At 58.6% G+C, this 23,484-nt stretch carries 19 protein-coding genes; 11 read left to right on the top strand and 8 right to left on the bottom strand.

Features of this window, described 5'->3' with window-relative positions; all coding sequences use genetic code 11:
• Nucleotides 1–80 precede the first annotated feature (80 nt).
• Nucleotides 81–1,937, top strand: a complete 1,857-nt coding sequence (locus tag ACLI1L_RS08990) for a BCCT family transporter (protein WP_411707391.1) — start codon at nt 81–83, stop codon at nt 1,935–1,937.
• A gap of 152 nt (nt 1,938–2,089) precedes the next feature.
• The gene (gene metG, locus ACLI1L_RS08985; RefSeq protein WP_411707390.1) at nt 2,090–3,922 is read left to right on the top strand and encodes a methionine--tRNA ligase; all 1,833 of its coding nucleotides are present in this window, start codon (nt 2,090–2,092) and stop codon (nt 3,920–3,922) included.
• 113 nt (nt 3,923–4,035) lie between these two features.
• On the opposite strand, the gene ACLI1L_RS08980 is transcribed toward metG, so the two are convergent.
• Both ACLI1L_RS08980 and ACLI1L_RS08975 read right to left on the bottom strand, forming a co-directional pair.
• Entirely contained in the window at nt 4,036–4,536 is a 501-nt protein-coding gene (locus ACLI1L_RS08980; RefSeq protein WP_394286573.1) for a GNAT family N-acetyltransferase, read from the bottom strand.
• 10 nt (nt 4,537–4,546) lie between these two features.
• On the bottom strand, nt 4,547–5,041 hold the full coding sequence (locus tag ACLI1L_RS08975) for an N-acetyltransferase family protein (protein WP_411707389.1): 495 nt from the start codon (nt 5,039–5,041) through the stop codon (nt 4,547–4,549).
• On the opposite strand from ACLI1L_RS08975, the gene ACLI1L_RS08970 reads away from it, so the two are divergent.
• The 4 genes from ACLI1L_RS08970 to ACLI1L_RS08955 all read left to right on the top strand — a co-directional run bounded on the left by ACLI1L_RS08970 (nt 5,040) and on the right by ACLI1L_RS08955 (nt 9,272).
• Nucleotides 5,040–5,894, top strand: coding sequence for a TatD family hydrolase (locus ACLI1L_RS08970; protein WP_411707388.1), 855 nt, complete (start codon nt 5,040–5,042; stop codon nt 5,892–5,894). The genes ACLI1L_RS08975 and ACLI1L_RS08970 overlap by 2 nt on opposite strands.
• A gap of 285 nt (nt 5,895–6,179) precedes the next feature.
• The gene (locus ACLI1L_RS08965) at nt 6,180–7,361 is read left to right on the top strand and encodes a transglycosylase family protein (protein WP_394287074.1); all 1,182 of its coding nucleotides are present in this window, start codon (nt 6,180–6,182) and stop codon (nt 7,359–7,361) included.
• 70 nt (nt 7,362–7,431) lie between these two features.
• Nucleotides 7,432–8,292: a 16S rRNA (adenine(1518)-N(6)/adenine(1519)-N(6))-dimethyltransferase RsmA gene (gene rsmA, locus ACLI1L_RS08960; RefSeq protein WP_034656465.1), complete on the top strand. Its 861-nt coding sequence runs from the start codon at nt 7,432–7,434 to the stop codon at nt 8,290–8,292.
• The gene (locus ACLI1L_RS08955) at nt 8,292–9,272 is read left to right on the top strand and encodes a 4-(cytidine 5'-diphospho)-2-C-methyl-D-erythritol kinase (RefSeq protein WP_284798979.1); all 981 of its coding nucleotides are present in this window, start codon (nt 8,292–8,294) and stop codon (nt 9,270–9,272) included. The genes rsmA and ACLI1L_RS08955 overlap by 1 nt, the downstream gene beginning before the upstream one ends.
• Here the strand turns inward: ACLI1L_RS08955 and ACLI1L_RS08950 are convergent, their stop codons facing one another.
• Nucleotides 9,273–9,623 (bottom strand): hypothetical protein, encoded by a 351-nt coding sequence (locus ACLI1L_RS08950; RefSeq protein WP_411707387.1) that lies wholly within the window; start codon nt 9,621–9,623, stop codon nt 9,273–9,275. It lies immediately after the preceding gene.
• A gap of 150 nt (nt 9,624–9,773) precedes the next feature.
• Nucleotides 9,774–10,610, bottom strand: a complete 837-nt coding sequence (locus tag ACLI1L_RS08945) for a hypothetical protein (RefSeq protein ID WP_411707386.1) — start codon at nt 10,608–10,610, stop codon at nt 9,774–9,776.
• Nucleotides 10,611–10,702: 92 nt separating this feature from the next.
• Between ACLI1L_RS08945 and ACLI1L_RS08940 the strand changes: the two genes are divergently transcribed.
• Nucleotides 10,703–12,511 carry an ABC-F family ATP-binding cassette domain-containing protein gene (locus ACLI1L_RS08940; RefSeq protein ID WP_411707385.1) on the top strand — a complete coding sequence of 603 codons (1,809 nt, stop codon included), beginning with the start codon at nt 10,703–10,705 and terminating at the stop codon, nt 12,509–12,511.
• A complete protein-coding gene (locus ACLI1L_RS08935; RefSeq protein WP_411707384.1) occupies nt 12,478–14,211 on the top strand; it encodes an alpha/beta-hydrolase family protein in 1,734 nt (577 codons plus the stop codon). Before ACLI1L_RS08940 ends, ACLI1L_RS08935 begins: the two co-directional genes overlap by 34 nt.
• 4 nt (nt 14,212–14,215) lie before the next feature.
• Here the strand turns inward: ACLI1L_RS08935 and ACLI1L_RS08930 are convergent, their stop codons facing one another.
• Nucleotides 14,216–15,130 (bottom strand): AEC family transporter, encoded by a 915-nt coding sequence (locus ACLI1L_RS08930; RefSeq protein WP_411707383.1) that lies wholly within the window; start codon nt 15,128–15,130, stop codon nt 14,216–14,218.
• Nucleotides 15,131–15,297: 167 nt separating this feature from the next.
• Between ACLI1L_RS08930 and ACLI1L_RS08925 the strand changes: the two genes are divergently transcribed.
• Both ACLI1L_RS08925 and ACLI1L_RS08920 read left to right on the top strand, forming a co-directional pair.
• Nucleotides 15,298–15,888: a hypothetical protein gene (locus ACLI1L_RS08925; protein WP_411707382.1), complete on the top strand. Its 591-nt coding sequence runs from the start codon at nt 15,298–15,300 to the stop codon at nt 15,886–15,888.
• An 88-nt stretch (nt 15,889–15,976) separates the two neighbouring features.
• Nucleotides 15,977–16,300: a putative quinol monooxygenase gene (locus ACLI1L_RS08920; RefSeq protein ID WP_023021947.1), complete on the top strand. Its 324-nt coding sequence runs from the start codon at nt 15,977–15,979 to the stop codon at nt 16,298–16,300.
• Nucleotides 16,301–16,498: 198 nt separating this feature from the next.
• On the opposite strand, the gene ACLI1L_RS08915 is transcribed toward ACLI1L_RS08920, so the two are convergent.
• Both ACLI1L_RS08915 and ACLI1L_RS08910 read right to left on the bottom strand, forming a co-directional pair.
• A complete protein-coding gene (locus ACLI1L_RS08915; protein WP_411707381.1) occupies nt 16,499–20,284 on the bottom strand; it encodes an acyltransferase family protein in 3,786 nt (1,261 codons plus the stop codon).
• A 120-nt stretch (nt 20,285–20,404) separates the two neighbouring features.
• Complete coding sequence (locus ACLI1L_RS08910; protein WP_411707380.1) at nt 20,405–21,202, bottom strand: HAD family hydrolase; 798 nt, start codon at nt 21,200–21,202, stop codon at nt 20,405–20,407.
• A 67-nt stretch (nt 21,203–21,269) separates the two neighbouring features.
• Here ACLI1L_RS08910 and ACLI1L_RS08905 point away from each other — a divergent pair, with 67 nt between their 5' ends.
• Nucleotides 21,270–22,313, top strand: a complete 1,044-nt coding sequence (locus tag ACLI1L_RS08905) for a 3-hydroxyisobutyryl-CoA hydrolase (RefSeq protein ID WP_411707379.1) — start codon at nt 21,270–21,272, stop codon at nt 22,311–22,313.
• Here ACLI1L_RS08905 and ACLI1L_RS08900 read toward each other — a convergent pair.
• Nucleotides 22,290–23,465: a DUF6882 domain-containing protein gene (locus ACLI1L_RS08900; RefSeq protein ID WP_411707378.1), complete on the bottom strand. Its 1,176-nt coding sequence runs from the start codon at nt 23,463–23,465 to the stop codon at nt 22,290–22,292. The two genes, ACLI1L_RS08905 and ACLI1L_RS08900, sit on opposite strands and share 24 nt — an antisense overlap.
• Nucleotides 23,466–23,484: the final 19 nt, after the last annotated feature.

The raw sequence follows: 23,484 nt of genomic DNA, 5'->3' as shown, positions 1-23,484 counted from the left end.
TCCTGGGAAATGGCGCTGAGCAGCGAAGTTTCTTCCCGCTTCGTTTGATAATTGAGTAGTTCCGCACCACTGTATAGTTCATGACAAACTCGGAAAATATGGGCACAGGCGTGCCAGAAGAAGGAAAGGAACCGGTCGGCGCACAGGCGCAGCCGGCTTCGGCTTCTTCGAGCGAGCAGCCTATTGAGAATTATCAGACTGTAGACGAACAGCTGGACGCACAATCTGCCACCGGCCAGCTGCAGGATATGATTCACTCCGACGGTTTCCACCCGGAGCGCTACGACGATCCTGAGGTGGAGATTGCGGCCGATCGCGACAATATGCCAATCGATTGGTCCATCGTCGGCATTGCCGGCGTGCTTGTTGCCGCGATCGTTGTCTGGGGTTTGGCTGCCCCGGATAACTTTGCCAACTTCTCCGCTTCGGCCCTGACCTGGGTAGTCGACAACTTTGGTTGGGCATATACTCTCTTCGGCACCGTCTTTGTGGTGTTCGTTGTCTTCATTGCCGCCTCCAAGTTCGGTTCCATCAAGCTGGGCCGCATTAATGAGGAGCCGGAATTTTCCACGCCCTCATGGATCGCCATGATGTTTGCCGCCGGTATGGGCATCGGTCTGATGTTCTATGGTGCCTCCGAGCCGCTAGCTAACTACCGTGACGGCACCCCAGGCGAGGGAACCGGCAACGTTGGATCTTCCATGGCCTATGCAATGTTCCACTGGACACTGCACCCTTGGGCGGTCTATGCCATCGTTGGCTTGGCCATTGCATACTCCACTTTCCGCATCGGCCGTAAGCAGTTGTTGAGCCAGGCTTTCGTGCCGCTGATTGGCGAGCGTAATGCCAATGGTGCAGTGGGCAAGCTCATTGACATCCTGTCTATCTTCGCCACCGTCTTCGGCACCGCCTGCTCCCTGGGCCTGGGTGCCCTGCAGATTCAGGCCGGACTGAAGGCATCCGGAATCATCGATAACCCCACCAACTCCGTGGTTATCGGAATTGTGTTGGTTCTGACCCTCGCGTTCATCCTGTCTGCGATGTCCGGCGTGGGCAAGGGCATTCAGTATATCTCCAATGCGAATATGGTCCTCGCCGCTGTGTTGGCGATCTTCGTATTCATCTTGGGTCCGACCGTTACCATCCTGAACCAGATTCCTGGCTCCATTGGTAACTACCTCAACTACTTCACCGAGATGATCGGCCGCACCGCCGAGTCCGAAAACGGCGCCGCCGCTGAGTGGCTTTCCGGTTACACGATCTTCTACTGGGCTTGGTGGGTTTCCTGGTCCCCGTTCGTGGGCATGTTCCTGGCCCGTATTTCCCGTGGCCGTTCCGTCCGCGAATTCTGCTTGGGCGTCCTGCTCATCCCAGCCGGCGTATCCACCCTGTGGTTCGCTATCTTCGGTGGCACCGCCATCCACATGGAGCAAAACGGCGAATCCATCACCGGCGAATCTGCCGAGGAAGAGCTGTTTAACCTCCTGCAATCCATGCCTGGCGGTTTCGTTGCCGGCATCGTTGCAGCAATCCTGTTGGCTACCTTCTTCGTTACCTCGGCAGACTCCGCGTCCACGGTGATGGGCTCCATGTCCCAAAATGGTGCCGCTACTGCTAAGCCGTGGCTATCCGCCGCGTGGGGTGGATTGACTGCCTTGGTAGGCCTGACCCTGCTCTTGGCCAATGAGGATGCACTGTCTAACCTGCAGAACGTCACCATCGTTGCCGCACTGCCATTCCTGTTCATCGTGGTTGGACTGATGTTCGCCATCTACAAAGCGTTGAGCGAGGATATTATCTACCTCGAATACCGCGAAGCACAGCAGTTCCAGCGCAAGATGGCCCGCGAGCGCCGCCTGCACCGCGAGTACCAGCGCACGCAGGTTCTGAAGAAGCGCCGCAACGAACGCCTGAAGCACCCGATGAAGCGGAAGTAAATCGCTTTCTTCGCGGCTGCTCTAAAAGCGCCCATCGTTTCCTTAGTGGTAGGGAAGCGGTGGGCGCCTTCTGCTGAAAATGCAGTTCACCTGCGGGAGAAATGTCCGCCCTAATCGTGTGTATAGGAGTCGGCTTCGATAAAGTAGAACCCATGACTGAGTCTGTAGTAGTTAATGTTGCTTGGCCCTACGCCAACGGCCCGCGCCACATCGGACACGTGGCCGGTTTTGGTGTTCCTTCCGACGTCTTTGCACGTTTTCAGCGAATGCGTGGCCGCAACGTACTCATGGTCTCGGGTACGGATGAGCACGGCACTCCGCTATTGGTACAGGCGGATAAAGAGGGCGTTTCCGTTCGTGAGCTCGCAGACCGCTATAACCGTCAGATCGTTACTGACTTGGCCAACCTGGGCCTGTCCTATGATCTCTTTACTCGCACCACTACCCGTAACCACTACTCCGTGGTGCAGGAGCTGTTCAAAGGCCTGTACGCCAACGGCTACATGCTCAAAGAGACCACCAAGGGCGCTATTTCGCCGTCTACCGGACGTACCCTGCCGGACCGCTATATCGAGGGCACCTGCCCAATTTGCGGTGCGGATGGCGCCCGCGGTGACCAATGCGATAACTGTGGCAATCAGCTCGACCCCGTGGACCTTATCAACCCCGTATCTAAGATCAACGGTGAGACCCCGAAATTCATCGAAACCGAACACTTCCTGCTGGATCTGCCAGCCATCAAGGATGAGCTGCAAAAGTGGCTTTCTACCCGCGAAGATTGGCGCCCGAACGTACTGAAGTTCTCCCTGAACCTGCTTGAAGATATGCGCCCGCGCACCATGACGCGCGATATTGACTGGGGAATTCCTATCCCCGTCGAGGGCTGGCAGGACAATAACGCCAAGAAACTCTACGTGTGGTTCGATGCGGTCATCGGCTATCTGTCTTCCTCCATCGAATGGGCGTACCGCACCGGTCAGCCTGAGGCCTGGAAGGACTTTTGGCAGAACCCAGAGGCCCGCCACTATTACTTCCAAGGCAAGGACAATATCACCTTCCACTCCCAGATCTGGCCGGCCGAGCTTTTGGGCTATGCCGGTAAGGGCAACAAGGGCGGGGAACTCCACAAGTACGGCGAGCTCAACTTGCCTACGGAAATCGTCTCCTCCGAGTACTTGACCATGTCTGGATCCAAGTTCTCCTCGTCCAAGGGTGTTGTCATCTACGTCAAGGACTTCTTGGCAGAGTTTGGACCCGACGCCTTGCGTTACTTCATTGCCGTGGCTGGCCCTGAAAACAACGACACGGACTTTACCTGGGATGAGTTCGTTCGCCGTATCAATAATGAGCTGGCAAATGGCTGGGGTAACTTGGTCAACCGCACTGTGTCTATGGCCTTTAAGAACTTCGGAGAGGTTCCCGCACCAGCGGCATTGGAAGAAAAGGACAAGGAAATCCTGCAGCTGGCGGAGGAGACCTTTGACACTGCCGGTGGCTTGCTGGAGCAGTCCAAGTTTAAGCAGGCGATTACCGCTATCATGCACGTCGTCGGCGAGGCCAATGCCTATATTGCAGACCAGGAGCCGTGGAAACTAGCCAAGGATGAGTCCCAGCGCGAGCGTCTAGCCACCGTGCTGTGGACTGCCCTCCAGGTAGTTTCTGACTGCAATGTCATGCTCACGCCCTACCTGCCGTTTACCGCGCAGAAGGTGCACGAAACCTTGGGCCGCAGCGGCGTGTGGGCAGCCCAGCCGGAGGTACACGACGTCAAGGACGATATTCCGGTAGAACTCGTGGGCGCTGGTTTGCCGCCAGAGGGCCACGAATATCCGATTATCATGGGTGACTACACCCAGCAGCAGGCGAAGTGGGAGCGCATCCAGGTCGAGCCGGGCACCGCTTTGGCAAAGCCCAAGCCGCTCATCTCCAAGCTGGATCCAGAGTTGGGCGAAACCGGCCCAGAGTGGGCGCCTGTCTCCAAGTAACACCATATAAATAGCCGCGTTATCGCCCTCTTTTTAAGAAGTTAAGGGCATAACGCGGCTATTTGTGTGCTCCAGTGCAGAGGGGCGCGGAGCGGCGGGGAAATACCTGGCGGTTAGCGCTGGAAATCGCGCTGGAGGTGTACCAGGCCGAGGCGGACGCCGTCTTTGGTATGGATATTCGGCATACGGCCGGTCTCGGTGAAGCCGAACTTTTTATGCAAGGCGATAGAGCCTTCGTTGGTATCGACGATATAGGTGATCATCGTCTGTACGTAGCTGTCATCAGCGGCGTAGTCCATGAGGGCGTCGAGGAGCTCGGAGCCTACGCCCTTGCCCTGGGCGGAGGGAGCAATGTAGACGGAATCTTCGACGGTGCCGTAATAGATAGCAGGGGTCACGAACTGGAAATATGCGGCCCAACCAATGATTTCATCATCGTGGACGGCTACGAAGACCGGGGAGCCGGCCTCAAACATCTCCTTGAGCCACTTTTCACGGTCATCCACATCTTCTTGCCACGTGACCAGGTTGGCGGCGGGTTTCGCTGCGGAGCCGGCGTTGTAGATGGCGGTGAGCGCGGGGGCGTCGGCAAGCTCGGCAGGGCGGATATGCATAGAAATTCCTTTACACCAGAAGTTGTAGGTGGGTGAGGCTCAGCCAACGATCGAACTTGTAGCAAACCTCTTTAAGAATACCCACGTTTTCAAACCCAAACTTTTCATGCAACTTAAGTGATGCCGCATTGGTGGAGACGATGAGGGCGAGCAGCGAATGAACCTTTTTATCGGCGCGCGCCGCCTTTACCAAGGCGTCAAGTAAGGCAGTGCCTACGCCTTGGCCCTGAGCGGTGGGGGAAAGATAGATGGTGGTTTCATAACAGCCGGTCCATACCTGCGGATCGCGGTAGGGGTGGTAGAGCGCCCACCCCCAGGTAGTCGCCAGAATCGGACTCCGCGATGAGGCATGGGCAGTCCTTTCCCACAGCTCGCGTAGGTAGTCTTCGCGCTCTGCGACGCTGGCCGGGGTAGCGCGGAAGATGACGTCGGTGTGTGCGATGGCCCAGTTGAGGGTCTCGGTCATGGCGGGCACATCCGCAAGGCCGGCGGGTCTGGTCAACATGGCAGCCAATATTACAATTGCGTGCATGGCTAAAAAGAAGCGACGACCCACTCCCGTTCCGGCACCGGGCCTCAGTGGCCTTATTGATGCGCACACGCATCTTTTCTCGCACAAGGACACCGATGAAGTGCTGGTGAATCGCGCACGCACCGCCGGTATCAGCCGCATGGTGACGGTTGGTGATGACCGCCGCGAATCGGCAGCGGCTCTGGCGACTGCACATGCCTTCCCGGATGTTTATGCTGCCTGTGCCATCCACCCAGTGCGCGCTAATGAGCTGGATGCGCCGACCAAGGCAGCGCTGGAAGAGATGGTGGCGGATCCGCGCTGCGTCGCGGTGGGAGAGACCGGCCTGGATGCGTACTGGGTGCAGCATGAGCCAGAGACCACCGCGACCATGGCCCAGCAAGAGGAATCCCTGCGGTGGCATATTGACCTCGCAGTGCGCCATGGCAAGACGCTGATGATCCATAACCGCGAAGCGGATGCGGACTTGCTGCGCATTCTTGCCGACGCCCCCGCTCCCCACACCGTCATGCTGCACTGCTTCTCCTCGCCGCTGAAGGTAGCGGAGGAGGCCTTGGAGCGCGGCTACGTGTTGTCCTTTGCCGGCAACGTAACCTTTAAGCGCAACGCCGAGCTGCGGCGGGCGGCTGCCAAGGCGCCGGCCGGCCAGCTGCTGGTGGAAACTGATGCACCGTATATGACGCCAGAACCCTTCCGCGGCCAACGCAATGAACCGGCTCTTATCGGGCACACATATGAATGCATCGCCCGTGTACGCCACCAGACGGTGCAGGCGCTAGCGGCGGAGGTTAAAGAAACCTTTGACCGCGTCTACGGCCTGGGCTAACTCCTGGGTGATGGTTTTCACAATTTCAAAACCCGCTGGCCAGGGGTGGCGTGGGTGTTTGGTGTGGCGGTTGTGTGCTCAGTGAGGCATGTGGCGAATTGGTTCTCGACTTTATGTTGCTGTTATCGTATTGTTATTAATCGTTCGTTTAGGTTTTAGGGATCCGCAGCGCCACCCACGGTGCGGCAGCAGCGAATCTGAGCAATGCAATTGCCTGCGCGGAAATTCTTGCTGGCCTAAACTCTAATAATTGTTGAAACCTGCACTATCGGAGATTCATTCAGCATGTCACCTCATCAAATCAAGCGCATCAATAACTCCCGCTCGCTGCCACTGCGTCTGGCAACGGGTGGCGTCTTGGGCACCTTGGCCGTGGGCGGCGTCGTTGCCGTTGCGGCACAAAAGGATGTCACCGTGGACGTTAACGGCGACAAGGTGGAACTGGCTACCTTTGCCAAGGACGTTGACGGCGCGCTGGAGGCAGCTGGCGTTCAGGTGAGCGAGGAAGACATCGTCTACCCGGCACCGTCCGAGTCCGTGGGCGATGGCGATGAGATCTCCGTTCGCACTGCCAAGCCGGTGGCCGTGACTATCGACGGCGTGCAGCAGCAGTTGTCCACCACCGACCTCACCGTTTCTGACCTATTGGGTAACTTGAGCGGCGTGGCCAAGGGCGCTTCCGTCAAGTCTGGTGACGCTGACGTGGACCAGGATGCCCAGTTGGAAGAGGGCATGGACCTAGAGGTTGTCTCCCCGAAGATCGTCAAGATTAATGATGGTGGCAAGGTAACTTATACCAAGATTGCTGCTAAGACCGTCGAGGACGTTCTTAAGGCGCGCAATATCGACGTTGATGACGATGATCGTGTCTTCCCGTCCAAGGACACCAAGGTCACCGATGGCATGTCCATCAAGGTGGATCAGGTTTCTACTACGACCTATGACTCTGAGGAAGAGTTCGAAGCCGAGCCTAACTTTGTTGATGACCCGGAGCTGGAAGAGGGCACCGAAGAGGTCCGCGAGGAAGGCGTTAAGGGCAAGCGCGTTATCACTCGCAAGCTAGTGATGAAGGACGGCGCCAAGGAATCTGATGACGTCGTCAAAGAAAAGGTGACCGTAGAGCCTAAGGCTGCCACCATCGCCCGCGGCACCAAGAAGGCCGAAGAAGAAAAGCCAGAGGAAGGCGGTAACTCTGGTGCTGCTGCTCCGGCTGTCGCCGATGGCTCCGTCTGGGATTCCATTGCTCAGTGCGAGGCCACCGGTAACTGGGCTATCAATACCGGCAATGGCTTCTCCGGTGGCCTGCAGTTCACTCCATCCACTTGGGCCGCATTCGGTGGCACCGAGTACGCACCGGAGGCATGGCAGGCTTCCCGCGAGCAACAGATTGCCGTGGCACAAAAGGTGCAGGCGGCGCAGGGTTGGGGCGCTTGGCCGGCATGTACTTCCAAGCTGGGCTTGCGCTAGACTGAAGCGCTTTATCGCCGCACACTAAGTGGTGTGCGGCTTTTTCATCTCTTCTACTAAGTTAGAAGGCATGACTGATTCCACCGGCGCCGCGCTTTTGGGCCCCGTAGAGATCCGCGCCCTCGCGGAGAAGCTCAACATTGTGCCCACGAAGAAGCTAGGGCAGAACTTTCTGCATGATCCGAATACCATTCGGCGCATCGTCGCTGCGGCCGAGTTGGATCCCGCAGACCGCGTCCTCGAGGTGGGGCCGGGCTTGGGCTCGCTAACCCTCGGCCTGGTAGAGGCTGTGGAAGAAGTTACCGCGGTAGAAATCGACTCGCGCCTGGCTGCACAGCTGCCCGATACCGTGGCTGAGCGCGCCCCGGAATATGCCCAGCGCCTTCAGGTGGTGGAAAAGGACGCACTGCGGGTAACAGAAGCTGACGTCACTGAGCCGACCGCTCTGGTAGCCAACTTGCCGTATAACGTGGCCGTCCCGGTGCTGCTGCACCTATTGGAGACTTTTCCTTCCATTCGTCGCGTGCTGGTTATGGTCCAGCTAGAGGTGGCGGACCGCCTAGCTGCGCAGCCGGGCAGCAAGGTGTACGGCGTGCCTTCGGTCAAAGCGGGATTTTATGGCAAGGTCTCCAAGGCGGGCACGATTGGTAAGAACGTCTTTTGGCCCGCGCCCAATATTGAGTCTGGGTTGGTGCGTATTGACGTCTTCGACTCTGCTCCGTGGCCCGTCACTGACGAGTCGCGTGCTAAGGTCTGGCCGGTTATCGACGCCGCCTTTGCCCAACGCCGCAAGACCCTGCGCGCGGCATTGTCGGGTCACTTTGGTTCGGGAGCAGCCGCCGAGGAAGCATTGCGAGCTGCGGACATCGATCCGAAGCAACGCGGCGAAAAGCTCGCCGTGGAGGACTTTGTACGATTGGCAGGAATCTAATGACCGCCCCCATCGATAACGAACCATTCGTCTACACGGCGCGGGCTCACTCCAAGGTCAATATTCACCTGGGAGTGGAGGAACCGCGAGAGGATGGGTTTCATGAGCTTGCCAGTGTTTTTCAGTCCTTGGAACTACATGACACAGTAACGCTGACTGACTTGGGCAACCCGGAGGTGGATAAGCCGCGCATTCAGGGCCTGAAGGTTACAGGCCCTCACGCGCAGGGCGTGCCAGAAGACTATACGAACCTAGCGTGGACCGCGGTAAACCGCATCATGCAGTACCTGTACAGCACCCATGGGCCGAAGGCGCTGCCGGAGGTAGCGCTGGAAATTCACAAAGCCATTCCTACCGCCGGCGGCATGGCAGGTGGATCGGCGGATGCCGCAGCCGCGCTGCGATTGGCCGAGCGCTGCTATGGCGGCTATTACGGCATCGATTCGGTGGGGGAGCCAATCCTAGACGCGCTGGGCGCGGCATTGGGCTCGGATGTTCCCTTCACCTTGCTGGGAGGCACCGCGCTCGGCACGGGGCGCGGCGAGCAGCTGACCCCGATGATGACGCGCGGTACCTACGATTGGGCGCTCATCGCCTCGGACCGTGGGCTTTCTACCCCGCAGGTCTTTCATAAGCTCGATGAGATGCGGGAAAAGGGCCGCGGCGGTGAGCCACACATGGACACCGCAGCGGTATCGCAGGCGCTCATCTCGGGCGATCCGCACCGAGTGGCGCAGCACTTGCATAACGATTTGCAGCCGGCAGCGCTGTCGTTGCGCCCAGACCTGCGCAAGACCCTGGAGGCCGGTGTGGCCGCCGGAGCCCTAGCAGGGATTGTCTCCGGCAGTGGTCCGACGTGTGCCTTCCTTTGCGCTGGGGCAGAAGAAGCTCAGGAAGTAGTGTCCCAAGTGACGGTGGAGATTCCCGGAACCAAGGGAGTGGCTACCCAGGGGCCAGCTAGCGGCGCCGTGGTGCTGTAGCTAGAGCACCGTCATTTCGGTGGGCTCGATGTCGAGGTCGAAGCGGTTGACTTCCTTTTCCTGCAGGAGGTCAATGACTACGAGCTGCTTCTTCTGGGCGTCAGTGATAAAGGCATAGCCATCGGCAGCCTGCAGGATGGGCCCTGGTTGCTGCCATTCTTTGTTTTCCTTCCACCGGGAGATGGCATCAATTTGCTTGGTGATTTCACCGGAATCTGGGTCGATGACGTTGAGTTTGCCGTCGGTGGTCAGCACAAGTGCCTCGCCCAGCGGGCCGCGGGCTAGGGAGCGGAACCAGTAGGAGGCATCGAGGTCTACCTTCTTGGCTGAAAAGTCTTTGGTATTTACCAAGGCTACGGAGGTAGGCCGTTCGAGCTCTGCATCCTTGTCGGTCTTATTATCGGCCAGGATGACATCGGATTCTTCCGAACCGGCGGCATTGCCAGAGCGCTGGTAGCCTCCTGCACCGGCATAAGCAGAGGCGTCTACCTTGTGGAACTCCTAGCCATCAAAGACCACCGGGCCGTCCTCGCAGTCAAAGAAAATATTGCCGTTTCCAGCGGCAGCCTCGCCGTGGACGCCAGGGCATTTGGTGGTCTCAGTAAGAACTTTGCCCTCCTTATCCAGATGCTGGATGGTGTGGCGCTCGTCCTCGGTGCCCTTAGTGATGACCACCGAGCCATCCTTCAACGGTACGGCCACGCCGTGGTGTGCGGCCCCGGTGTCAACGGTATTGACTGGCTGGGCGTCCTTTTTGCCAATGTCTTCGGTCTTATAAATCCTTGCCACGCCATCGCCATCGGAAAATAGCGCGGTAAAGCCATCGTGGTGGACCACGTGGCCGGCATGCGGTGCCTTAATGGGGGCGTCGCCAAGCGCGGGCTCAGCGGTGTAGTAGTGGTTGTGATCGCCATGGCCCTTGGTGATGCGCCCAGTGTCGTAGGTGAGGAAGCTATCGCCCTTAGTCACCATGACGTGGCGATTATCGCCGGCATCGCTGAGACGAAGGAAGGCATTCATCTTGTCCTCGCCGATTACTTTGCCCGTTTGGGCGTCATAGGCGGTCAGACCATCCGCATGGGAGATAACGATGCGGGTGGGCAGCTGGGCTACCTCGGTTTCTCCCTCTTCGGCTTCAAAGCCTTCGTGTGAGTGTCCGGCGTGGTCATCGCCGTGCTCATGGTCATGGTCGTGTTCATGGGCATGCTCGGCCTCACTATGCGCGTGGTCGTGGGAGTGCAGTGAGTCCTTTTCTTCCTCGGTGGGGGCAGAGCAGGAAGCGATGGCTATCGCCACAGTGGAAAGCACAGCGCAGAGAGAAAGTGTGTAGCGTTTCATACATTGGCAGGGTATTGGACCTGAAAATCAATGGCAATAGGTCGCAGAAATGCGGGGGTACAGGCAGGGAAGTATTAAGATGGACACTCGTTATGGCAAACCTGATTAACCTCGAGCAAGTCAGCAAAACTTATGGATTAAAAACCCTTTTAGACGGGGTGTCCCTAGGTGTGCAAAGTGGCGATCGCATCGGCATCGTCGGCGTTAATGGCGGTGGCAAAACCACCTTGCTGGAGGTACTTACCGGCATCGAACCACCCGATGCCGGCCGCGTATCCCATACCTCTGATCTACGCATGGCCGTGGTCACCCAGCGCTTCGATCTGCCCGATGAACTGACCATCGCCCAAGTCATTATCGAGCCCCTCGAACTGGAAACCTATGAGTGGGCCTCCAATGCCAAGGTGCGCGATGTCTTGGGTGGCCTGGGCATTGTGGATCTGGGATTGGATACCCCAGTTGGCTCACTTTCCGGTGGCGAGCGCCGCCGCGTGAATCTAGCCGCCGCGCTGGTGCAGGACTTGGATCTCGTGGTGCTCGATGAGCCCACCAACCACCTCGACGTGGAGGGGGTGCAGTGGCTCGCAGATCACCTCCTTAAGCGCAACTTGGCCGTAGTCGTGGTCACCCACGATCGCTGGTTCCTCGACACCGTAGCCACGTGGACCTGGGAAGTCCACGATGGCGTGGTTGATACCTACGAGGGCGGCTACAACGATTGGACCTTTGCCCGTGCCGAGCGCGCCCGCCAGGCCGATGCCATGGAACAGCGACGCAAGAACCTCGCCCGCAAGGAGCTGGCATGGTTGCGCCGCGGCGCGCCCGCGCGTACCTCCAAACCGCGCTACCGCATTGAAGCAGCCGAGGCGCTCATCGCAGACGTGCCGGAGCCGCGCAATAAGGTCGAGCTCATGGCCTTTTCTAAGCAGCGCCAAGGCCGCGTGGTCATCGAGCTTGAGGATGCCACCGTGAAGTCCCCAGACGGCCGCACCTTGGCGGATCACCTCACCTGGCGCCTAGCTCCCGGCGAACGCATTGGTTTGGTGGGTGTTAATGGCTCCGGCAAGACCACGCTGCTGCGCACCCTGGCCGGCGAATACGAGCTGGCGGCCGGCAAGCGCATCGAGGGCCAAACCGTGCGCCTTGGCTGGTTGCGCCAAGAGCTCGATGACTTGGATCCGCAGCGTCGGCTTATCGACGCCGTCGAGGACGTTGCCACCTATGTCCAGCTCGGCAAGAAGGAACTTTCCGCCTCTCAACTGGCTGAGCGCCTAGGGTTTTCCGCCAAGCGTCAGCGCACCCCAGTGGGGGATCTCTCCGGTGGCGAGCGCCGCCGCTTGCAGCTCACCCGCGTACTGATGGCCGAGCCCAACGCGCTGTTGCTCGATGAGCCCACCAACGACCTCGACATCGATACCCTGCAGGAACTGGAGTCTCTCCTTGACTCTTGGCCGGGCACGATGGTGGTTATCTCGCACGATCGCTACCTCATTGAGCGCATCGCGGATAATACCTACGCGCTCTTTGGCGATGGCAAACTCACTAACCTCCCCGGCGGCATCGATGAGTACCTGCGCAAGCGCGCCGCACTTGAGGCGCAACACAACTCCGGCGTGCTCAACTTGGGCGAAAAGAAGCCAGACAGCTCTGCTCCTAAGCCGGAAAAGAAGCTCTCTTCCCAGCAAGAACGTGAAATCACCAAGAAGATGAACGCGCTGGAGCGCAAGATGCACAAACTCGAAAAGGCGGCCGCACAGATTAATGAGAAGATGGCGACTGCCGCGGAAAAGGTCGACACTCAAGCCTTGACCGAGCTAGACGGAGAACTAAAGGACAACCGTAGCGCCTACGAGGAACTGGAGATGGAATGGCTAGAGTTGGGGGAGAAGCTCGAAGGGTAGAAGCCCGCATCGCCGATATCGTCGGCCACCTTGACCTGTGGGGCATTATCGGCGCTGCGGCGCTTTTTACCCTAGGCCTTACCCCATCCCTCCTGCCGCGTGACTGGCTCTACCAAGGGCTGGTCTCCGGCATTGCCGCAGGACTTGGTTATACGCTGGGTATTGCCCTCAAACACGTGTGGTACCGCCTCGTAGTGCGTTATGCGGCACCACGGTATTCCTGGCTGGATGCCACCACCTGGCCGCCCCGGCGCTACCGCCTTGCTTCTCGCATCGCCACCGGAGTTTTTGTGCTGTGGATGGTGGGCTTTGCGGTCTTCGCCGTGCGCTGGCAGCGTCAACTTGCAGATGCCCTAGCCGCCCCAGCGCCGACCATTGCCAGCTATCTTCTTGTGGTTCCGCTCGCTCTTGCAGTATTCACTGCTTTCCTTTTCATTCTGCGCGTGCTGCGCTTTTGCGTGCGTTGGCTCTCCAGCCACTTTCCCCACCGCTTCCGCGCCGCCTATCGCGTCGTGGGCGCGGTGCTCATCGTAGCCCTCGTGGGCACCTACACCGTGGAAAACCTCATCCCCGGCGCCATCGTTGGCGTGGGCGAGAGGATCTTTACCGCTCAAAACGCCGACCCCGATCCCGCCATGAAGCGGCCCATGTCCGCAGAGCGCAGTGGTTCCCCGCAGTCCCGTGTGGACTGGAACGGCGTGGGCCTGCAGGGCTCGCGTTTCCTTTCTTCCGGTGCGCACCGCGCAGACTTGGAGAAGGTAAGCGGAAAGCCTGCCAAAGAACCCATCCGTGCTTATGCCGGATTGGGCAATCGTGACTCGAATGAGGAGCGAGCGCAGCTGCTTATCGACGAACTCGAGCGCACCCACGCCCAAGACCGCAAAGCCCTGCTTCTCATTATGACCACCGGTACGGGCTGGGTGTCTTCTTATTCTGCTCAAGCCTTCGAACTACTCTACGGTGGCGATACCGCCATTGCGGCTGCCCAATACTCCGCTATGCCTTCCGCCCTGCACTTCCTATCGGGCGGCGGCCAGGTAGAGCGCGCCGGGGAAGAGTTCATCAACCCCATCGTGGACTGGTGGAACGGGCTGCCGGAGGACAAGCGACCGAAGCTCTACCTTTATGGTGAATCCCTGGGCACCACCGGTATTGAAGCGGCTTTTTCTGGGGTGCGCGACATCGCCAACTCCGTTGACGGCATTCTGCTGACCGGCCCGCCGCACTTTAATCGCCTGCGCACGCAATTTGTGGAAAGGCGTGATCCCGGATCCTCCGAAATTTCCCCCGAATACGCCGGGGGCCTCGTGGTGCGTTTTGCTAACGATGACGCGCAGGTACGCCAGTGGGGACCGGTGCCGGAAGAAGAGTGGGGACGCACCCGCATGCTCTATATCCAACACCCCTCGGACCCAGTGGCCTGGTGGTCTCCACAGATGGCCTTCAAGGAGCCGGATTGGATGCGCGAGCGAACACCGTATTCTGCCGAGCGCGTGATGCGATGGATGCCCATCATCTCCTCTCTCCAAGTGGCGGCGGATTTGCCCGGTGCAAAAGATGTTTCCGATGGGCACGGTCACAACTATGGAGCATCGGTGCTTGATGGCTTTGCCGCCATCGCTGGTCCGGACGTGGCAGGAGCCATCGACCCCGATGAGTTACAGCGCGAATTCGCCGCGCTCGACGTCGGCGTTTACTAGGTGTTTAGCCAAACAGGGCCGCGATGGCCAACATCGCCGGCAGCGAGAGGAAGGTAGTGAGAAAAACCGTATCCCGGGCTACGTTTTCTCCTACCTCATAGGTGGCGGCATAGTTATAAACGTTCTGCGCCGTGGGCAAGGCAGCCAGAATTAACGCAGCATACAACTCCGCGCCGTCAAGACCTAGTGCTGCACCAACCGCCAGCGCGATAGCGGGCATTCCCACCAACTTCAATACCGTCGCGGTAATGGTGGGCAGGCGGTCTTCTTCCAGCAGCGCGTCGCCCTTTAAAGAGGCACCAAAGCTCATGAGAATCATGGGGATAGAGGCGCCGCCCAGAATCTCCAGTGGCTTCATTACTACTTCCGGTACCTGCCACTTTGCCGCGGAGACGATGAATCCCGCCACCGCTGCCAACACTACGGGCGCGGTAACTCCTGAGACTACGGAGCGCCATATAGATCGCAGGCTTGTACCCTGCACATTGAGCCCCGCGATGATAAACGGAGAAAGCACCGCCATTTGCAGAACTAAGGCCGGGATAGCGTACGTGGCATCACCAATGACATAGGTAGCGATGGGCAGACCGATATTAACTGAGTTGTAATAGCTTGCGGCTGCGGCACCGGCCATGGTTTCAGCACCGCTGCGGGAAAAGAATAGCTGGCTACACAGCCAATACAACGCCATGGTGGCGATGGATGCAGCAGCTATAACAGCCACCACTGGGGACACGAAGGCAGAGGTATCGGATTTAGCCACGCTGGAGAAAATGAGTGCCGGCGTGGCCGCCCAAAAGGCCGTTCGATTGAATTGCAATCGTGCCTCGCCTTTGCCAATAACACCCCTGTGCGCCAGCACAAATCCCACACCGATGACTACGAAAATGATTGCAAAACCGGTCAATACGTCCAGCAACAGTCAACAACCTTTCGCAGTACTAAAGAAAAATTCGCTGTGGACAATTGTCCCATTATCTCTGTCGGCCATAAGACACGGGGGACCATAACAAAGTTGTATCCAAATGCCTGAGCACCACGGAAACGCCTTCCACACTGCTTGTGCTTTATGGCACGGTGGAGGACATGAAGCTTTCTCACCGCGCAATCGTAGCCGCCCTATCCACCGCTCTTGTCGTCACCGGTACTTCCACCGTGGCCTCTGCTCAGCCGGCCTTGCCGCCACAGATCCAGCAGGCTTCTTCGCAGGCTCAGCAGCTTTCTTCTGATCCTTTCGCCGCTTTAGAAGATTTCCGCCTCACCCTGCCGCCGCAGGCCTATGAGCTGGCTGAGAAGTACAATATCCCGCTGCCAGAATTCCTCGCCAAGCCGGTGGGCCAGGCGCCCAAGGTTGCCGGCCAGCTAGGCGCCGCCACTACCGCCCACCTTGAAAAGGCCGGGCACCATAAAGATGCGCGTGCAGCGGCTATCGCCCAGGAATGGGCCAATCAAGGTGCTGCCGGCAAGCTTGAGTACAAGGGCGGCATTGCTCACGGTTTGAATCACAAGGACGAGGGCCAGGGCACAGTTCGTCGCCTTAGCGAACAGCAGGCGCAAGATCGCCTGAACTGGTTCAACCGTGACGTCCCAGTCAATGCTGGTCCCCAGCACGGCTTTGGCGTGGCAACCGCCTATGACGGTACCTATATCTATGTTGCGGAGTTCTTCCTCAACTAAACTTCTTTCCCCAAGCCTCGATTCCGCCGCGTTCTTAGCATTCATCTGCAACGATGACGAAGCCGCACGGCGCCGGTAGAATCGGGGCATGATTTTGATCAACGTACAGTTCCACGTCAAGCCCGAATATGCAGAGACTTTCCTCGATGAAATCAACTGGTACACCGAGGCCTGCAATGCAGAGCCGGGCTGCATCGACTTCAAGTGGTTCCGCGATCCAGAAGATCGTCAGCGTTTCTTGCTTCTGGAGTCCTACGCCGACGGCAAGGATGTCGAGCACGTCCAGAGCGAGCATTTCCAGCGCTCGACCGAGGAGTTCCCGAAGTACCTCGTGGAAACCCCAGACATCATTAACGTCCATATTGACGGCCGCACCGGCTGGGACAAGATGGGCGAATTCTCCGTCGACTAATCCCATAGACAAAAGGCTCGTCCTCTACCACGCGGTAGAGGACGAGCCTTTTTCATGCCTTAGTTGCCATTAACGCACCACCCTTCGCGCTCACGGTGGTCGTTGTTATCAGTGGCGCACGAGCCCTCCGTGAGCGCGAAGGGCGGGGGAGGGGCTAGGCGCTTGCCGACGCCGTGCCCTCCCCCTGCTGCCTTTCCTCTACTGCGGCACGCACTGCGAGGACACGGTCTTGTCGTAGTTTGAATACCGCTCTAGAGCTTCGTAGAAAGCATCCGAGTACTCGCCGGTGCGTTCCGGCATTGGGTGAACACCATCGGAATAGAGGATTCCGGGGTCGCTCTGTGCGTGTCCGCACCAGTCAGCGACGTATACGTTGTCGTATTCCCTGGCTGCGTCGAGGACATCCTGCTGGGACTGGGACATCCATTCACGGTCACCATAGGGTACAGCCATGACAACGGTGCGGTCTTTGCCGATGATATCGAGAGCTTCCTTGATCTGATCCGGGAAAGCAGGGCCATTGGTACCGAACCCGAGGAAGACGGTATCGCGCAGCTTTCCGGAATCCTTGAGTTGCTGCAGAATCTGAATGCCTGCAGTGTAGTGGCGGGATACGTCTGCGTCGACGTAAATCTGCGGGAAGCGTTGTTTGAGGGCGCCGCTAGAAGCCAGCATCACTGAGTCACCGATGGCGGTAATGTCCTTGCCCTGCGGCATGGGGCGGGTCTTCGTATTCTTTGAGTTATCCTTGTCGGTGTCGCCCGCGACAGGCGGCTGCGGGGCAGCATCATTAGGTTGAGCCGGAGCATTGTTGCTGCTCTGGTTCTGCTGCTGGAGCTGTTCCAATTGCTGTTCCAACTCAGTCTTATCGCTGGAGTTAATAACGCCGTAGACTACGCCTGCTACAGAGGCAATGACGAGGAATGGGACTACCGGCCACATGGTCTTGCCAAAGCCATCGCGCAATTCGCTAAATCCTGGGCGGGATGACCAGTAGGTCTTCCACGTCTTCTTATATCCGCCGCGGCGGAAAGGATTCTCGATGAACTGATAGGAAATCTCGGATAGAAGCAGCGAAATTGGTACGGCTACAAGACCCAGGATCCAGGATTTATCGGAATTCTGGTTGCCCTCGAAAAGCGCCTTGAGCATCATGATGACCGGCCAGTGCCAGAGATACAGCGAAAAGGAACGCTGGCCAAACCAGCGCATGACCTTGGTCCTAAATAGGGGGGTCATAGGACCGTATTCGCGGACCACGCCCCACACCATAAGGACACCGAGCACGCTGGTGAGGAAGAGCCCACCGCGGTAGGTGAACTCCGCGTCATCCGGCATGAGGAATAGCTGCGCACCGTAGCCGATGAGAGCCAAAGTGCCGATGACCCCAGCGATGCGGGACTCAGCCTTACCCGCCGCGGCCCAAGAATCGGCCTGTGGATTCGATTGGGTAGAAGTCATCAGGAGAGACAGCACGGCGCCAGTGAGCAGGCCAAAAGCGTGGGTGTCTGTGCCGTAATAGACACGCGTCGGGTCCTCACCGGGCACGAAGATTAGCGCCATGGCCACGGCGGATCCGAGGGCTAAAAGCGTGGACACGAGGATAGGAAGTCGGCGCGGCTTATGGCGAGAAATGAGGAAAATACCCGTGATAAGGAGCGGCCAAATTACATAGAACTGCTCTTCCACGGCCAGCGACCAATAGTGGGCAAAGACCTGAATCTCATTGTCCGCGAAGTAGGACTGGGAGGTTGCGATCTGTGTCCAGTTATTGACAAAGAACAAAGTGCCCAAGAACTGTTGGCGCAAGCCTACCGCTAAGTCCCCGCCGATCCATGTCACCAGCGCGGTGCACATGACGAGAACGGATACTGCGGCTGGGAGGATACGCCGGAATCGTCGCACCCAGAAGTCCTTCAAGCTAATCCTGCCGGAGGTACGGAATTCACGCACCAGCAACGAGGTGATGAGGAATCCGGAAAGGACGAAAAAGAGGTCAACGCCCAAGTAACCTCCGGGAAGGAGGGCAGGGAAGAAGTGATACAGCACCACGGCAATGACCGCGAGGCCGCGCAGTCCGTCAAGCCCCTTGACCTGGCGGAGGCGGGCATGGCGCTTTTTCTTGACTACCTTGCTTTCAGGCGGCGTAGCCAGGGCCTCAGGGTCATTGGCCTGCTTTTGCAGTGGATACTTGGATTTAGCGTCCTTCTGCGGAGCTGTGGCTTTCTGTGTTGCTGGTTTCTGGGCAGCTGGCTGTGCTTGGTCAGGCGCCACTGGTGCCTTTTGCTTATTGGAAGCTGGCTGTGGTGCCTTTGCTGGCTGTGCCTTGTCTCGCTGCCATTCTTTAGCCGCGGCGGTGGCCGCTCCTGCTCCAGCTAGACCACCTGTCGCTGCGGACGTGCCAGTCTTTCCTGAAGCCGCCTTTGGGGCAGCTTGGGGCTCTGCCTTCTTCGGCTGGGGCTGTCCAGACTGCTGCTTCGCTTTGGGCTTGGGGACAGCGCGCGGTGGCTTTTGCTGAGCCGAGGTAGGGGTGCCTACCTGCTGTGATTTGCGAGCCAGTCCGCGGCTGATATCAGATGGTTTTACCTCTGGGCGGCGCTTTGTCGTCTTCCTAGCCTTGTCCTGAGGCGTCGACACCTTCGGCTGCGGCTGTGGCCTTTGCTCCTGCTGCTTATCAAGACTGCCCTTTGAGGAGCCGCTTTGGTCCTTCTTCGGCTGGGCTACCTTATCCCTATTGTGGGCAGCCATCTTCTGAGTCGACCTAGTGGGCTGCAGGAAAGGGGCAGTCCCAGTCTTTGGTGCGGTTGCCTTCGGCGTGGGGGCAGTAGTGCTCTTCTTTTGTGTAGCAGTCTTCGGTGCTGATGCCTGCGGGGCAGCCTTTTGGTTTGCGGTACTAGGCGTGCGTGTTTCGCCCTTGCTCTTAGAAGCCTGTGAACCCTTAGAGGGCTGTGCTTTCTTTTTCGATGCTGGGCGTGGCTGAGTCGTCTTCTTTGCCGTGTCTTCCTGCCTGCGCTCTTGGGGGCGCGGATTCTGCGTTTTCTGTTGCTGACCTGCGGCTGGCTTGGCTGTGGTCGGCTTGGCTGCGGCAGGTTTAGCGGTGGCAGGCTTGGCCTGTTGCGGCTTAGCCTTCTGTTGTTTAGCTGGCTTAGAAGGCGCCTGTGCTTGTGCAGCAGACGGGCGCGGCGACGCCGGCTTCGGGGAAGGCTTTTTCGGGTTGGGAGAGGTGGACGGCTTGGGTGTCTTCTCCGGTTGTTGGGCTGCGGGTCGAGCCTGCTGCAATGGCTTCGCAGCGCCTTGTTGAGACGGCTTTTTGCCAGGCTTGCTCTCTGTCTTCGGAGGGGTATCGCGGGCAGAATCGGCCTTCGGGGAGCTCGGCGAGGTCGTGGAGCTAAAGCTGGCACCGCGGCGCGGTCGCTGAACCGGTTCGTGCGCCTTGCGTCGTGGCTTCTTCTCCTGCGCGTTCGATTGCTGCTGTTTCTCTACAGCTGCTGACTTAGGAGAGGCTTCAGGCTTGCTTTGCTTAGCGACGGCAGGTTTAGATGCGGAATTTTGGGAGGCTGGTTTGTCCTTCGCGGCTTTGTCTGCGGGCGACTGCGAGCCTACCTTTGTCCGCTGCGACTTTGCGGATTGGGTCGTGCCGGAGTGCGGCTTCGCAGCCTCGGGGCGAGCGGTGTCTTTAGCGGCAGTAGGTTTGGACTCGGTAGCCTTCGCGGGCTTTCCTGCAGGTGTCTTTTTAGCTTGGTCCTTAGACTGGACCTCTTGCGCAGAGTGGTCCTTGGACTTGCCTTGCGGCGTCGTGGACTTTGCACCGGTGGTGGAGTCGGTGTTGTCTGATTTTTGGGGCGCGGAGGCCTTGTTCTCAGAAGGGCGAGATGTACTGGTGGAGCCAGCTTTGGGCTTTACTGCCTGATAGACCGATGGGCGTGGTTCATCTGAACGCCCAGGTTTCTTCTTACCCAGCAGTGAGCGCAAAATCTGCTTCACAAAAACTCCCAAAGCACTACGTATATTTTCTAAACGGACTATTTTAGCCTGCGTACGAGGTTTTCTCCCATGAGGGTGAAGTAAAGAAGCGGCACGCGGGCCGGAGGCGAAAATTCGATTCTAGGACTCTTCGCTGTCAAAAAGCTGACGCAGGACTGTCATGACACCATATTCGGTATTGGGTGGGGCTATGAGATTGGCGATTGCTTTTAATTTTGGGTGCGCATTTTCCATTGCGATAGCAGTGCCGGCCTCGCAGAGGAGCTCATAGTCATTAAGGAAATCGCCAAAGGCAGCGGTGCGAGACATGGGAACCGCGAGGAGCTTGGCCATGGTGTGCAGCGCTTCGCCTTTATTGACGCCCGCGGCCATGACGTCGAGCCAGACGGCGCCGGAAATGGCGATATTGTGCTCCGGAACGGCCGCGAGGAGAGGCTGGTGGAGGTGCTTTTCGCTGCCGTCGGCGCAGTAAGCCGCGATCTTGATGATGTCCGCATCGAGTAGGGCATCGAGGTCATCTACCCATTCCACTGACCTGTAGTAGTTGGAAATTTCTGCGCGGGCATGCTCATCGGCGCTCTTGTGGACAAAGGCGGTATCTGGGGTGCACAGCACTACGGTATGCGCGGCGTCGACAGTGCGGAGAGCGGAAACGGCGGCGCGCACTGCCGTGGTGGGCAGGGTAGTGGCGCTAATGACCCGATTATTGTGCACGACGACGGAGCCATTTTCTGCAATGAAGGTATCTTCATGCGGAAACATTTCTTGCAGGGTGGCAAGCTGGCGACCCGAGGCGGGTACAAGGGTGACGCCGAGCTGGCGGGCGCGGGTGCTGATCGCGGAAAAATCTGGTGGAAGCTGGCCGTTGCCGTCCAGTAGGGTGCCGTCCATATCCAGGGCGATGAGCTGTGGGAGCAAAATCCGAACCTATCTGTGAATCAATCAATGGTGGCTAAGGGGGTGAGCTGTGTGTCACACTAGGGGTATGACCAACGCTTCACCCATCGTGTCCTCAATCCGTAACCATACCGGAGTGATTGAACTCAACCGTCCCAAGGCTCTCAATTCCCTCACCCCGGAGATGGTAGAACTCATCGCGGCGTCGCTAGCGCAGTGGCGTGAAAACGATGAGGTGGAGCAGGTGCTTTTTCTCTCGGCCAGCCCAAAGGCATATTGCGCCGGTGGTGACGTCCGCTATGCCCGCGAAGGGGTCCAGGAAGGAAAAGTAGGCGAAGTCGACACATTCTTTGCGGATGAATACACCTTAAACGGCGATATCGCGGAGTATCCCAAGCCAGTTATCGCGCTCATCGATGGCATCGCTATGGGAGGTGGCCTGGGTATCTCCGCCCATGGATCCCATCGAGTAGTTACGGATAAGACCTTTGCTTCTATGCCAGAGATGAATATCGGCTACGTCACCGACGTAGGCATGGCCTACGCCGCCCAGCGCGCGGTGGGAACGCGCGGAAAGGCCTCGCCCGAGCTAGCGAAGTTCTGGGGTATCACCGGGTATCGCATGTACGCCGCAGACCTCCTGTGGAGCGGGTTGGCCACTCACTACGTGGCAGACGCAGAGGCTTTTGCTCACGCGGTAATTGAGCAGGGCATGGCTACAGCGCTAGCCCAGCACGCCACCGAACCCGCGGGTGAGCCCGCTTTGGCTGAGCTTATTGGTTCCATCGAAGACGCCTTCTCCCACGAGACCTGGCAGGATATCACCGCGGCTTTGGATAGCCACCCAGAGCTCAAGCAGTTGGTAGGGGAGCTGACTGCACAGGCCTGCCCCACCTCTATCGTCGCAGCCATGGAGCTATTCCGCGCCGAGCAGGAGTGCAGCAGCGTGCGGGAGGCGCTCGACATGGAAACCAATCTGGGTGCCTTCATGTACCGGCGCGCGGACTTCGCCGAGGGAGTGCGTGCGGTTTTGGTGGATAAAACTAACGATGCAGCGTTTGAGCCAGCTGCGCTTGACGACGTCGACGTGGACGCCATCCGCAGCGCCCTACACGTCCACCCCGCGAAATGACGCGTAGGCGGCGCGGGCACGATCGGCATCGATCCAATCGGGAGGGTTAACTTCTAACGTTGCCGCTGTGGCGGTGGGCGTAGGCTTGGGCAAGTGCAGCTCCGGCGCATCGAGGAGGACGAGGCCGACGCGGCCGTCGGAAAGCGTAGTGCCAGCCAGCATCCAGATGCCAAGGATAGGCAAAGCCAGGTGGGGCAGTTGTTGCCTGCGCGCTAGCTGGAGCGGAAGGTGCGGGCGAACCAACTCGGGGACGACCTCGTTCATGCCAAAGCGTGCCAAACTTCCTGCCCACCGGGCGGCCGCAGAGTCCTTAAGCGAGGGATCGGCCCAAGCCCAGGTGAATTCCTCAGCGGATATGGTGGCTATAAGCACCGCCTTCGCCGCAAACTGCCCACCGCGATAGGACACGGTAGCGGTGGCCTTGTCTACATCGAGTTCTATTGTGGCGGCGGGGAAACGGCCCTGGAAATAGAGTTGGTTCTCCACACCGAGATAAAAGGCATCCTCGAGGATGCTGGTGGCGCTAAAACCCGGGGTGATGCTGGAAATCTTGTGCACGCCGTGGTCGGCTGGTTCGAAACACACCGTGGTGCCATCGGAAAAATGCACGTACGGCTCTTCCTCGGTGGAGTCCATGTCCAAGTAACGAGCAAGGGTGAGGGTAGGGACCTTTTCATCCTCGTCCGCTCTGCTGTGTCGCAGGCCGTGCAGCAGGGCCTGGCGAAACTCCAGGCGAGGGTGAAAATCTACCGCAACGATAGCCACGTGCTCACCCTGCTGGGCGCGAAGTATCGGCATATTGCCCACGATGAGGGAAGCTAAAGCAATCATGCTTTCAGGGTCTCTCGTCATCGAGATACTCTGTGGCAAATCAGCACAATTCTCGGTGGCCGTGGTGGTCCAGTGCCAGGTGCCGGCAGAAATGACGGCTAGCCGCACGCCACGGAAATCAGAAACCTGCCGCGTGGAACTTATCCTCGCCTCCACTAGCTGATCGGTGACAAAATCGCCTTTACCATCCGTGGAGGCGCCGAGGAAATTAAATTCCACGTCGGTCGCCTTCCCGATGCGGTCTTGAAATGCGGCATTAACGCCCGCCTGAATGAAGCGGGCGTTATGCGCGGTGCTCGATATAGGGGCTTTCTTATCCATAACTACTGCCGAGCATACG

Origin of the sequence: Corynebacterium sp. LaCa117, from assembly GCF_046717765.1 — a bacterium.
Taxonomy (GTDB): domain Bacteria; phylum Actinomycetota; class Actinomycetes; order Mycobacteriales; family Mycobacteriaceae; genus Corynebacterium; species Corynebacterium kefirresidentii.
Note: the sequence above shows the minus strand (reverse complement) of the source record. Positions and strands in the feature narration are given on the sequence as shown.

What these genes read in the sequence shown, in the direction of transcription:
- ACLI1L_RS08940 (WP_411707385.1), top strand. Translation starts at nt 10,703, where the DNA reads ATGGCAAACCTGATTAACCTCGAGCAAGTCAGCAAAACTTATGGATTA.
- metG (WP_411707390.1), top strand. Translation starts at nt 2,090, where the DNA reads ATGACTGAGTCTGTAGTAGTTAATGTTGCTTGGCCCTACGCCAACGGC.
- rsmA (WP_034656465.1), top strand. Translation starts at nt 7,432, where the DNA reads ATGACTGATTCCACCGGCGCCGCGCTTTTGGGCCCCGTAGAGATCCGC.
- ACLI1L_RS08980 (WP_394286573.1), bottom strand. Translation starts at nt 4,536, where the DNA reads ATGCATATCCGCCCTGCCGAGCTTGCCGACGCCCCCGCGCTCACCGCC.
- ACLI1L_RS08945 (WP_411707386.1), bottom strand. Translation starts at nt 10,610, where the DNA reads ATGAAACGCTACACACTTTCTCTCTGCGCTGTGCTTTCCACTGTGGCG.
- ACLI1L_RS08975 (WP_411707389.1), bottom strand. Translation starts at nt 5,041, where the DNA reads ATGTTGACCAGACCCGCCGGCCTTGCGGATGTGCCCGCCATGACCGAG.
- ACLI1L_RS08955 (WP_284798979.1), top strand. Translation starts at nt 8,292, where the DNA reads ATGACCGCCCCCATCGATAACGAACCATTCGTCTACACGGCGCGGGCT.
- ACLI1L_RS08900 (WP_411707378.1), bottom strand. Translation starts at nt 23,465, where the DNA reads ATGGATAAGAAAGCCCCTATATCGAGCACCGCGCATAACGCCCGCTTC.
- ACLI1L_RS08935 (WP_411707384.1), top strand. Translation starts at nt 12,478, where the DNA reads ATGGCTAGAGTTGGGGGAGAAGCTCGAAGGGTAGAAGCCCGCATCGCC.
- ACLI1L_RS08920 (WP_023021947.1), top strand. Translation starts at nt 15,977, where the DNA reads ATGATTTTGATCAACGTACAGTTCCACGTCAAGCCCGAATATGCAGAG.
- ACLI1L_RS08925 (WP_411707382.1), top strand. Translation starts at nt 15,298, where the DNA reads ATGAAGCTTTCTCACCGCGCAATCGTAGCCGCCCTATCCACCGCTCTT.
- ACLI1L_RS08970 (WP_411707388.1), top strand. Translation starts at nt 5,040, where the DNA reads ATGGCAGCCAATATTACAATTGCGTGCATGGCTAAAAAGAAGCGACGA.
- ACLI1L_RS08965 (WP_394287074.1), top strand. Translation starts at nt 6,180, where the DNA reads ATGTCACCTCATCAAATCAAGCGCATCAATAACTCCCGCTCGCTGCCA.
- ACLI1L_RS08990 (WP_411707391.1), top strand. Translation starts at nt 81, where the DNA reads ATGACAAACTCGGAAAATATGGGCACAGGCGTGCCAGAAGAAGGAAAG.
- ACLI1L_RS08905 (WP_411707379.1), top strand. Translation starts at nt 21,270, where the DNA reads ATGACCAACGCTTCACCCATCGTGTCCTCAATCCGTAACCATACCGGA.